The 12,727-nt window shown below is 37.8% G+C and carries 7 protein-coding genes; all 7 read right to left on the bottom strand.

Annotated features, from left to right (window positions below; all coding sequences use genetic code 11):
* Positions 1-1,448: 1,448 nt before the first annotated feature.
* Positions 1,449-1,979, bottom strand: coding sequence for a hypothetical protein (locus A6733_RS03040; RefSeq protein ID WP_092460400.1), 531 nt, complete (start codon positions 1,977-1,979; stop codon positions 1,449-1,451).
* A gap of 787 nt (positions 1,980-2,766) precedes the next feature.
* The gene (locus tag A6733_RS03035; RefSeq protein WP_141663338.1) at positions 2,767-3,390 is read right to left on the bottom strand and encodes a hypothetical protein; all 624 of its coding nucleotides are present in this window, start codon (positions 3,388-3,390) and stop codon (positions 2,767-2,769) included.
* Positions 3,391-4,182: 792 nt separating this feature from the next.
* Positions 4,183-4,635 (bottom strand): hypothetical protein, encoded by a 453-nt coding sequence (locus tag A6733_RS03030; protein ID WP_092460398.1) that lies wholly within the window; start codon positions 4,633-4,635, stop codon positions 4,183-4,185.
* Between the two features lie 150 nt (positions 4,636-4,785).
* Positions 4,786-5,679: a hypothetical protein gene (locus A6733_RS03025; RefSeq protein ID WP_092460396.1), complete on the bottom strand. Its 894-nt coding sequence runs from the start codon at positions 5,677-5,679 to the stop codon at positions 4,786-4,788.
* Between the two features lie 2,228 nt (positions 5,680-7,907).
* Positions 7,908-8,072, bottom strand: a complete 165-nt coding sequence (locus tag A6733_RS08810; RefSeq protein ID WP_176695669.1) for a hypothetical protein — start codon at positions 8,070-8,072, stop codon at positions 7,908-7,910.
* Positions 8,073-8,580: 508 nt separating this feature from the next.
* A complete protein-coding gene (locus tag A6733_RS03015) occupies positions 8,581-9,558 on the bottom strand; it encodes a hypothetical protein (RefSeq protein ID WP_092460393.1) in 978 nt (325 codons plus the stop codon).
* A gap of 1,570 nt (positions 9,559-11,128) precedes the next feature.
* On the bottom strand, positions 11,129-12,613 hold the full coding sequence (locus tag A6733_RS03010) for a hypothetical protein (protein ID WP_092460391.1): 1,485 nt from the start codon (positions 12,611-12,613) through the stop codon (positions 11,129-11,131).
* Positions 12,614-12,727 lie beyond the last annotated feature (114 nt).

Genomic DNA, 12,727 nt, shown 5'->3' with positions numbered 1-12,727 from the left:
TTTGGCTGCACAATAGTTACATTTACCTATCTATGTATAATCTGCACCTAATACAGGACACGCAAAAATCTATCAAAATATTTATTTGTAACTGTTACAAAAAATACAACATTTGTAACAGATAAAATACTAATTAGATTACTACACAAGATAAGACAAATTGAGCGTCGATTATTATCACCAATACAGTAAATACATGGAAAGTAACATCATGACACTTACAGAGTATCGTTCATAAATAATTATATATATAGTGAATCCACAAGGTGCAGCATAAAAAATATGCTTAAGAACACGAGGAGTATAAAAGTAAAGATATGCCAATCTCAATCTTATAAAAAGGTCTATCCAACGATATGACTAATCACAAAAAGGGGTAAGTTGTAGTAGACAGGCAGGTAAACATCGATTGCTAGGTGAAATTACCTGAGGTTCATCAAACACCAACTGTATAATTGGTACACGATACAAAGCAATTTGTGCACTGTAAAGATCATATTTTGTAAGATTTACCTAACAGAAAGTATTTAACACTGTAAAGATTTAACTTTGAATTGCAGGAACTAAAAATTGATTAATTATGTTAGATTAGGATCTATATTTGCAGCAACTACAAGACAAGAACGGTACCCCCAAAAAAAATAGTAACCTTTTATCAACAATAAACAACAACTCCAGAAGTTTTACATACATAAGAATAATGAATCAATAAAACCATTCAATCACTTTATACCTTGATTATATTCCACTACAAGTCAATATATAAAAATCAATATACCAATATGATAAAAAACTAATTAATCCACATACTAAACAATCCTACATAAAATAATGCTATCGGCTAAAATAACATTAGCACTACAACAGCACTACAACACGACGGCATACAATTAGTCACAAAATAACAGCTATTCAAATAAACAACTAAAGTATAATAAGAAAAATAGTAGTAACCACTGACAAAAAGATTAGGAGATTACGTAAAAATAAAAACAATTAATATTCACCTTAATTAAATCTTTCAATTAAACAACGCAAACCACCTAATAAACTATAATCCGACAGTATACTAGGAACAGGGAGCAATTTCTTTTACATCATCGCATCAACACCAATATCATCCGCCAAACAAGTACCATAAAAGCAGTCCACTAAAAACAAGGACTAACAAACTTTACGAAATATAATGGAGAAAAGAGGACCAAGCATGGCACAAAACAGTGCCATAACCTCTCAAATAAGGGGTAACCAAGCTCATCTACAAAAGGCTAGCAGTGTTTTTCTGAGCAATCACAAACACACATCCACTTCTTAATTGATATTAATGAGCATACAAATCCACGAACGCTGATAAAAATACACGCACCACCAGCATCTCTTTTATAACACAAACATGTACGTGACACAGGTCGAACTATGGCACGTACATACAAATAAACATCAATCAACTACCGCCTAAAGAATCTACGAACTGCACCCAACATTAGAGCACTCCTCCTAACTAAAACCATGTTTCTTCCTCCAGGAGGAGGTACAACAGGTTGGACAGAAACACGCCCCCCACGTCCCAGACCACTTGCATCGGAACGAGATCTATGCCTGCTAGATTGTTGTTGAACCGCACTCCAATCTATATCGAGAATACGCCAGTCATTAGGTCCTCTACCACCCCCTGTAACTAAAAATTCACCCCTGCTATCAAGAGCTGGCTCTTCATTACCAGCGTTGTCTTGTTGTGGTTGAACAACCCTTACACTACCAACTGCACCTTCTGTATAAGACCTTGACCTGTGACCACCACCTTGTGACAAACCGCCAAATACTCCCACAGCACCCCCGCCTTCAGGACCAGCCCCCCCTCCAGGAGCATTGCCGCCTACAGCACCCCCAACAGCTCCCTCTTCAGCATCATCTCCTCCTCCTACAAGATGAACAAAATCATTACCACCACCATTACCACCATACGGTACAATATTCATAGCATCTGCCCCCTTTTAGTTTATTGTTGTATTTGTTTTATATTTATCAACCAGAAAAATACAAACTCGCACCTACAAAAAATGTTTAACAGCCACCTATTATTTATCAAATTACCAGAATAAAATTGCATCATTCAAGTAGTAATACTTCATAAGTATACACTTCATAAGTGTATACTCTATAATCACTAAACTGAAATCGTGCACAACACCGATATAACAAATGCAATAAATTAGGGTATACACTACATTCTCTTTAAAAGATCTTTTTTTACCCAAAATCACGATTATTTAAAAAATAATCACAATGTATAATCCCAAACATGGGGTGCACCGTTGTAAAGAAAATAATAACAAATAGCAACAAGTTGAGTTACTCAAAATAAATAATTCTTGGCATAACAAATTAAAATATTTACTAAAACGATAAAAATTATTAATAAACTTGCAAAAATCAATTACAAAAACACATAAAATTAACGTTCATAAATAAGATGGTATGAACTAAACATCCATGATAGTATAAAATTCAATATTGCTTACAGGTGGCAATATATGTGATTTACATACTATGGGAAACAATTATCAATGACACATCAGATAAAAAAATATTACTTATAAATACTTCAACAAACATTATAAAAACATGATTAAAAAGCCCAATAACCTTACTAAAGAACAATCATATAAATAACCACATTTTTTATGCATAGTAAAAATAGGTAGAAATGTGTATAGTTTAGCAGTATATATTACATGCAAAGTAACAGTTTGCTATGGGCCGTACTTATGTATTTGGTGTTGTTAGCATTAAATTAAGTTCCTTCATTTGCCTTTCGATACCACTTCTTGCCTCATCTATGTCTTTATAAAATTCTTCCTTCTCTTGCTTTAATAGTTTTATCTTGTCCATTAGAAGTAAATCTACGTTGCGTTGTCTTTCAACTTCATCAACTTTTTTTCCAACAAAATATGACAAAGTCATTACAGTAAAATAGGCAGAAACATGCAAAAGCACCACACCAATACGCCTTACCATAGTTAAAAGTTCAGAAGATGAAATGCCTTGTATGTTGACATAATTAAGAAGAACAAGTGTTGCAAAAATAGCGTAGCAGATTAATGTAAATATCAACAGTACAGGAATCATTCCCACGGCAGTCTCTAAAGAGGATTGTGTTTCCTCAGTAATACAAGACTCTACAACATCTGCATTATCTATAGCAATGTTAGTAGACGAATCACGATATAGAGTAGAAGTACTTCCAAGATAGGGGGATAAACGAGGTAAAAATTCAATTTCAGAAACTTGTTGTGTAATATTGCCTATTGACTCTACCATATCACTTGAACAATCATCGCCTTGCTGATTTTCCAATACTGTAAAACTGCTAAAAGAATCAGTCGACATTGGGCTGCACATAATTACATCCACCTATATATAACCTGCAACTAACAAAGAATAAGCAAAGTTCTGTCAAAAATATTTATTTGTAATTATTACAAATAAATACAATGTTTGTAACAGCCAAATACTAATTAGACTACTATATAAGATAAGACAAATTGAGCATCAATTATAATCAACAATACAGTAAAGGGAAGTAATATCATAACACTTAAAGAGTATCGTTCATAAATAAGCAGATATAGCCAACCTACAAGATACAGCAAAAAAAACATGCTTAAGGATATGAAGAGTATAGCAGTAAAGGTATAGCCACCCTCAATCTCATAAGAAGGTCGATCCAGCGGTATACATAAGCACAAAAAGGTAAGTTATAGCTAGACAAGGAAACATCATTAGGTCGAGTAAAATCACTCAAGATTACATCAAACATCAATTGTAGAATTTTTACTCAACACAAAGCAATTTGTGCGCTGTAAAAATTATATTCTTCAAAATTTACCTAGAAAAAAGCATTGAATATGATAACGTAAAGAAATTGCAGAGATTAAAAATTGAATAATAATTAGAGGCCAGAATTTATATTTGTAGCAACTATAAGATATAACATACACCAGCGCCTCCAAAAAACTGGCAATCTCAATCTTATTAACAATCAGTAACAATTCCATAGATCCTACGTGCATCAAAATAACGCACCAACAAAATACTCACTCGCTTTATACCTTAATTATAGTCATCACCAACCAATATACAAAAATCAATACACCAATATATAATAATAATTAACCCATACTAAATCTTGCATAAAATAATGCTAGCAGCCAAAAGAGCAGCAGCACTAAGACATGACAGTATACAACTCGTCACAAAATAACGATTAGTAAAATAACCAACTAAAGATATAATAAAAAGAATCACAGCAACCGCTAACAAAAAGATCGAGAGACTACATAAAAACGAAGACAATGCATCCCCACCTTCATTAACTCTTTTAATTGAGCAACGCAAGCTACTTAACAAAGAATAATTTGAAGACATACTAGGACATAAACCTTCTTTACAATAATTGCTAGTATCTGCATAACAAGCACCAGAAAAAAAGCCACTAGAAGCAAGGCCTAAACAACTTTCACAAGGTGAACTATCAGAACCAAGCATGCATAAAACGACGCCATCACCTTCTGAACAAGGGGGAACAAAATCCTCTACAAAAGGTTGGTAGGACGCTTTGTTTTTAGTAATCACAAACACTCTCATATTTTAATTATTATTAAGGAGCCCAAGAACACACGAACACTAATAAAAAAATAAATGCATCACGCAGCTATTTCATAACATGAATATGTACGTGACATAGACCAACCATGGCACGTACATACAATAAACACACGAAACCTACCTCCTAAAAAACCTAAGTAACCTAGACACGATCATGGCACCCCTACTCCTCCTGGTCATAATAACCTCGGTTGGAGCCGGCCTAGCAACGGGAACTGGATGCGCACACTCTTCTAATCCTACACCTCTATCTACAACCGTATCCCAATCTATACAAAAATCTCCTCCCCCCCGACTATCTAGCAAAATCACACCCCCACCACCACTAACTGTGTAAGACCTACGACGAACACCAGCACCTCCACTAGCCTGGGATAAATCGAATACCCCATGCCCACCACCAAAGGTGTAAGATCTCTGACGAACACCATCACCACCGCCCGTATGAGGTAAACCAAACACTCCTTGATCATCACTACCACCACTAGCGAAAGACCCCTGACGAACACCACCACCGCCCGTATGAGACGGTACATCAAATCTTACATGCTGTAACCCACCACCACCAAAGGTGTAAGATCTCTGACGAGCACCACCACCTTGGGATAAATCAAAATCTTCATGACCCCTACCACCTCTAGCGGAAGACCCCTGATGAACAACATCATCACCGCCCGTATGAGTCGATAAATCAAATCTTACATGCCGCAACTCGCCACTAGAGGTGTAAGATCTCTGACGAACACCACGCCCACCACCACCTTGGGATAAATCAAACATCCCATGCCCACTGCCACCACTAGTGGTGTATGACCTCTGACGAACACCACCACCACCTCCATCGAGCCGGGACAAACCACCACCACCACGATTACCTCTACCACGAAGAGACCTCACGCCTCTAGAAGCAATAAGTGGGCTACGATTTCCAGCATTGCCTACTGCACCTCCATCATCTTCCTCAGCACCATTACCTCCATTGCCGCCACCAACATAAGGCACAATATTCATAGCATCCATCCTTTTTAGTTTATTGTTGTACTTGTCTTATACTAATCAGCAAAAAGCAAAACATCCCCGTGCTGCTCCAGGAAAAATCGAAATATTTAACAACATCAGTTTAACAAACTACCAGAGTAAAATTGTATTATTCAAGTAGCAATACTTCATAAGTATATAACCTGAGTGCTTAGCTAGCATCGCGTACAACACCGGTATAACAAATAACTATCTGGTAATTAGGGCATATACCATCTGCTATTCAAAACATTGTCCTAAAAATCATAAAAAACCATCGCCATCTAACAAAAATGATATCGCAACAAAAACATGTGTGCCTGCAACAAATAAAATGGCAATAGATAACAAGAATTTAAGTCACACAAAAGGTAATATTATCATAATAAATTCAAATATTTATTCAAATGATATAAATTATTAACAAATTTGTAACTGCCAGACCAAAAACACAAAAAATTAACAACCGTAAATAAAATAGTATGAACTAAATTTCCAAAAAAACAGTAGAAAATTCAAATATTGCTTGCAGATAACAGTAAATAAGTATTACACATTAGGTGAAACAACTATCTATAACATATCAAAGAATGACTCTACCAAATGTTTATTAAAACTTAATACGTAACTAAAAATTTAGAATTTAGTAGTGTTTATTAGTAATAGCGAGACATATCTGACAACGTGTACGGCGTAACAGTAGGTACTGTTTTTCATTGATTATAGTAATAGTTGGGTATTTATGGATTAGTTGTTAGAATTAAATCAATTTCCTTCATTTGCTTTTCTATACCACTTATATTGCCTAATCTAGGTCTCTATGAAAATCTCCCTTATCTTGCTCTAATAGTTTTGCCTTGTGTATTAGAAGCAAATATAAGTAGTACCATCTTTCAATTTCAGCAACTTTTTTCCCAATAAAATACGAAGTAGTCATTATAGTAAAATAGGAAAAATCATCAAACCAATACGCATCACAATAGTTAAAAGTTCAGAAGATAAATGCTTTGTATGTTGGCATAATTAAGAAGAACAAATACCGCAAAAATAGAGTAGTAAATTAACAGAATATCAATATACATAAATCACCACCACGACAGTCTCTCTAAAGCAGACGTGATTCCTAAATAATACAGCCCTTACAACATCTACATTACATAGCAATATTGATAGACTAATCACAATCTATGGTAGCAGTACTTACATAATATGGGAATAAATGAGGTAAGAATTTAATTTCAGAAACTCGTTGTGTAATATATTTACTATTGGCTCTACCATACCATTTTAATAATCGTCGCATTGCTTATTTTTCAATACTGCAAAACTGCTAAAAGAATCAGTCTAGGTTGGGACACACTTAATTAAATCTACCTATATACAATCTGCATCTAGTATAGTAAAAGCAAAGCCCCATCAAAATACTTATTTGTAATGTTACATAAAAGACAATAAATGTAACCGCTAAGTATTAATTGAGCTACTATGTAAGATAAAGCGAGTCGAGCATCAATTATAATCACCAGTACAGTAAATACTGTGGAAAGTAATATCAGGATACTTACAGAGCACAGTTCATAAATAAGAATATATAGTGAATTATGAGATATAAGCAGCATAAAGACTATGATAAAAAAACATTAAGAGTATAGCCCATCTTATAAAAAGGTCGATCCACAGACATGACTAAGCATAAAAAGATAAGTTGTAGCTGGATAAGTAAACGTCACTAGGTTAGGTAAAATTACCCGGTATTACACCAAAAACTAATCGTAGAATTGGTACACTGCACAAAACAATTTGTGCACCGTAAAAATTACATTTCGTAAGATTTACTTAAAAGAAAGTATTAAACATTGCAGATTATTTACTTTGAATTGCAGTAATTAAAAATTGATTAATAACGTTGTCTCAGGTTCATGCTTACAGGAACTACAATACACGAAATACAACACACCCCCACCGGCAACCTTACTAACAACAAACAACAACTCCATAAGTATTACATGCATCATAATAACGAACCAACAAAACACTCGCTCCGCGCCTACATAGCCTACATATTAGCCCATTGCAAATCAATATACAAAAACTAATTAATCCATATGCTGGGTAATCTTGCATAAATTAATTCTAACGACCAAAAGAACAACTGCACAACAAAATATGGCAGCACACAACTCATCGCAAAACAACGGCTAGTGAAACAATCAACTAAAGATTTAACAAAATAAGAAAGAAGAAAAAAAATCGAAGCAACCACCGACAAAAGGATTAGAAAAGCACATGGCACACAGAAACAGAGACACTCCACCTCCTAACCTCTTAACTTTTTTCACCGAGCAACGCAAATTAATTAGGTGAAGCATAATTTGAAGGCACACCATGCTGAAGTAAAGCACCCCCCTTTTCCATTATCGCTAACATCTGCACAAAAAGCGCCACAAAAGGAGCCACTACAAGCAGAGGACAAACAACCCTACAAAGGAGAATACCCTAGGAACAAATTCACATACAAAAACCAGACACGAAGAGCACCGTTTTCAGTAAACACAGTCCCATCCTTTAATTACCACCAAGGGTGGGCATACAAAAAAATCTAACAACGCCCGCTATCTCAAAAATGCCGACACGAGCACAAACCTACGCACGTACCGCAAACACCATCGCCAACTAACCAACTCAAACTTGCCGGTATAAGAAGAGCCCTACTCCTTCATTGCCTCCCACACCTCACAAACTCACACCCCGCTTGTTTTACCAAGAGGAACTAAGCGACCACACTCACACTCAAACAACCCCAAATCCCCACCTAAAAAAACACAAGTAGCACCACCCCCATCAGGCATGCACAAAACCGCGCAGCTTCTTTTAAAAACTGCGCAGCTTCTTTTTTTAGCTCATTCCTCTTCGCCCAGAACCACCACCACGACGATTACCACCACTGCGGCGCACAACTGGCTGCCTAGAATAATCATCTCTGTTAAAACCAGCTCTATCATTACGACCACTACCTCCGGAGCGGCTAGTAACCGGTCTCCCAGAGAATCCTCCGTCAGAACCTAATCCTCCACGATCATGACCTAAATGTCCACGATCAGAACCTAATCCTCCACGCTCAGAATGACCACCACCCCTAGGGCCGGCAAGCATCGCAAAAAGCTCTTCTCTGCCAACACGACCACCTCTGGGGCGCGGCCTCCTGACCAATCCTCTACCACGCTCATGACCTAAATGCCCACGATCAGAATGACCACCACCTCTAGGGACGGCAACCATAGCAAAAAGATCTCCTCTGCTAACACGACCAACTCTGGGGCGACTACGACGAGCAACCGGTCTCCTGAGGATTGATCCTGATCCTCTACCATGCCCACGACCTAAATGTCCACGCCCAGAAGAAACGCCATCACCGCGACCAGAACCTCTGGAGCGAACACATTGTCTAGAAGGATCACTTCTGTCAAAATCACCACCCTCATCACTAGAATAACCACCTCCTGGAGGAGCAACTCCAATTCTATCGCCTCTAACTGTTCCCCAATTTATATCGACAATACGACCATTACCCCCTAAAACGAACGGACCGCCGCTACCTTCCGAGTAAGATCTCCTCATGACACTAGAAGCGCCAGCACATTGCGGCATACAGTCCCCCTCAGAGTGAGATCTCTCCCTGCTACCAGTAAAGCCACCACCACCTTCGCCACCACCATCACCCCTAAGAAAAATAAAACTTCCACTTGAGTCATCCGAACTTCCCGAAGAACCCAAAAAAGTATCCTCAAAACCTCCACCTTCGTCAGAAGACTCATCTGTACCAAAAAAATCAAAATCATAACGATAACCACCAGAACCAGAACAATCTCTCATAACACCCACCCTCTTTTGTTATTTTTTTATGCATGTACTCCATACACACGAACAACTCATACGACGCCCCGAACGATCAAAAACGAACAACGCCCGAGGGGCCAGGGTACAACATTGAAACCAAAAAAATCTAAAAATAATCAATGACATTTGTGCGCCAAATTACCAAAACCGAATTGCCGGAACCATATCATTCAGTCAGACGATGATCTGCATACTTTAATGAAGTCATATAGAAAAGCCTAATTTCTGGACTGTCATTGTATTTGTATGTAACACCAGTAAGGCAAACACAAAACTGTTCTAATTTATGCTATGTGATACCTTATCTTCAAAACATATTTTATTAAATTCTCTTCTAAATAAATAAAATTATGTATCATGAAAAATAAAAATTTCTCACATATGATCTCAGTTCATACTCAAGGCATGTCAAATAAGGGTGGTATAGATTAAGAAAGTAATAATATATAAAATACATCAATTGCTTAAGCTACCAAGATAAATATAATATATAACGCCGACACAGCAAAAACCTGGCTTTTTCTTCAAAGGACATAAATTACCAACAAACAGTCAGTGTTAAAGCAAAGTGTTAAGGCAAAAAATTGAGCTAAATCTCCAAAGTAGCAACAAATTTATCGCTATCTAAAAAACAAAGCACCGTTATGCACTTTATTCCTAGGCTAATGACCATAGGTAACATGTTGAACAAACATCGCCGCTTGCACATCAAATTCAACAAGTATCCTAATAATCATCACTAAAATTGCCAAATTAGGAAAGCGCATATGGCTATTTGAAGATAGGAGCATACAATATTGCATGTAACTTAACTAAAAAGCTATAACTAACGATACTAATACAGTTATCACTGCATAACCACTACACAATCACCACTCTACATACGATAGAGTGTCGAGCGGTGCTTATGGTATATTCATCATTAACAAACGTGTGAAGATACACTAAAGATTGTTTCCTAAAACACGAGTAATAACCAATATCAACCAACAAAAATAATTACAATCACGAACACGATACTATAGGATCGCGATAAACGAACAAGCGCAGCAGCGTGTCATATACGAATAGCATATCGTAGGTGAACAATTTTATCTTAATTTAATTTATTTTTACTACGCAATAATGCAACGCCAAAAACGGCCACACACTATACACGAGATGTAGAGACGTTGATCACGAATAACTCAGCACTAAAAAACTGCATAAGACAAGAAACACTATAATAAAATCATTAGAAACAAAAACTCCAAAGCTCGGCACACCATTGAAATCAACAAACAGCAACCGTAAGAAATCACAACACTAAGCAAATCAATACTACTCTCAACCAAAACTAACCAACATATCTACAGCACCATAGTCAATATTAAGGCCTACTCAACAAAAAAACACCCAACAAACAACAACAGCTGTTACAAAAAATATAACTACTCAGCCCAGTGCCCACGAACAACAAATAACATACACAACACATCTACAAAATAGAATAAAAATCAGGGCGGCCACACCGTACAACATAAGTGTAACAATGAACACTTACTAATCAATCAACCTCTTCGTAAATAGTCTTACCACTAGAACCACTATCATCACCAGAACAAAGTATATTTTCCTCACCAGCTTCTCTCCCCAATTGAGGTGATGATAACGGCACAAGAGGTAGAGAACGTCCTACAAATAATGTATGACTCATCTCGCTTACAGGCGAATTATGCCCAACCACCTCCTCACAAGAAGAGGACGTGGAGGAAGAGGAAAAGCCGCCTTCACTCAATCCATCCATATCTAAACAACCGCCACCATCGCCGAGCATAAGGCCAAGACCACTAGCATATATCGGGTTACAACTCACCGAAGCAGACCCCAACTCCGAGACAGCATAGTGACAAGAAGCAGAAGCAGAGACACAAGAAGCAGGAGCACAGGCGCCAAAAGACATGTAATCACTTTCAACAACTACTGGGATTGGAGGAGGTGGAAAAGATGGTCCCCTTCTTGTAGGTACGTCACAATGTTGTAACGCACGGCCAACATCAGGTAACATATACACACAATCAGACGAAACATCTACCCCTGTGCCAGAAGAAGTAGGTGCATATCCACTACCACCAGAACAAATTGGACTCTCTTCACCAACTGCACCTCTCAATTGAGGTGATGACGATATAGGTAGTAGAGGAACCCCTTCAAATGACGCACAACTCACTGAGCCCGTAGAAACAAGACTCCCAACCTCCTCATAAGAAGAGGATGAGGGTAAACCACCTTCACTCAATCCATCCATATTTAAAAGTCCATAATCACCACCAAACGTAGGACCCAAAATACCAGCGTACAATGGATTATCGCTAACCAATCCAGACCCCAACTCCGAAGCAGCATAGTGACAAGAGTCAGAAGCACAAAAACCAAAAAATACGTAATCAGTTTCAACAAGCGTTGGGATTGGAGGAGGCGGATAAGATGGACCCCTCCTTGTGGGTACATCATACTCATGTAGGGACAAGCGGCCAATAGCAGAGGATACAGAATCAGACGAAGAGACATCCTCCCTTCTAACCATGCCATAAAAGTCAGGTGGCGGAACATCTACCCTTCTAACTATTCTAGAAGAGCCAGGCGAAAAAACAGGTGGAGGGACATCAACCCTTCTAATTATTCTAGAAGAGCCAGGCGAAGAAACAGGTGGAGGGACATCCATCCTTCTAACTATTCTAGAAGGACCAGGCGAAGAAACAGGTGGGACATCCACCCTTCTAATTATTCTAGAAGAGACAGGCGAAGAAAAAGATGAAATACCAGCCCTTATTGGCTCAGAGGAACCACTTGCACTGCTCGTAGCAAGGGAAGTAGCAACATCTACGCTTGTACTCTCAACAGCACCACCTCTTCCAAAATCATCAACAACCACTTGAGAAAGTGAACTAACACCTCCAACAGAACAATCACCATCACTCGACTGAGTCTCACTCTGTCCCTCTTGTGAAGCGTTACAAGAAGAACCAATCCCCCGAAGACTAGGATACACCCGACACCTCCAACAACATCCTAATTATTATTAATTAAACCTTGGATACAAACACAACCACAAAGAGCGCACAAGCAAAACATCCAACACAGATCTACTGACACCAATCGACTA

It is taken from the genome of Candidatus Ichthyocystis sparus, assembly GCF_900078745.1.
Classification (GTDB): domain Bacteria; phylum Pseudomonadota; class Gammaproteobacteria; order Burkholderiales; family 2013Ark19i; genus Ichthyocystis; species Ichthyocystis sparus.
The sequence above is the reverse complement of the archived record's forward strand: the minus strand, read 5'-3'. Positions and strand labels throughout refer to the sequence as shown.

Bases quoted from the DNA above. Each gene is read 5' to 3' on its own strand.
- A6733_RS03040 (WP_092460400.1), bottom strand. From the start codon at position 1,979: ATGAATATTGTACCGTATGGTGGTAATGGTGGTGGTAATGATTTTGTT.
- A6733_RS03035 (WP_141663338.1), bottom strand. From the start codon at position 3,390: ATGTCGACTGATTCTTTTAGCAGTTTTACAGTATTGGAAAATCAGCAA.
- A6733_RS03025 (WP_092460396.1), bottom strand. From the start codon at position 5,679: ATGAATATTGTGCCTTATGTTGGTGGCGGCAATGGAGGTAATGGTGCT.
- A6733_RS08810 (WP_176695669.1), bottom strand. From the start codon at position 8,072: ATGGTGTGCCTTCAAATTATGCTTCACCTAATTAATTTGCGTTGCTCG.
- A6733_RS03015 (WP_092460393.1), bottom strand. From the start codon at position 9,558: ATGAGAGATTGTTCTGGTTCTGGTGGTTATCGTTATGATTTTGATTTT.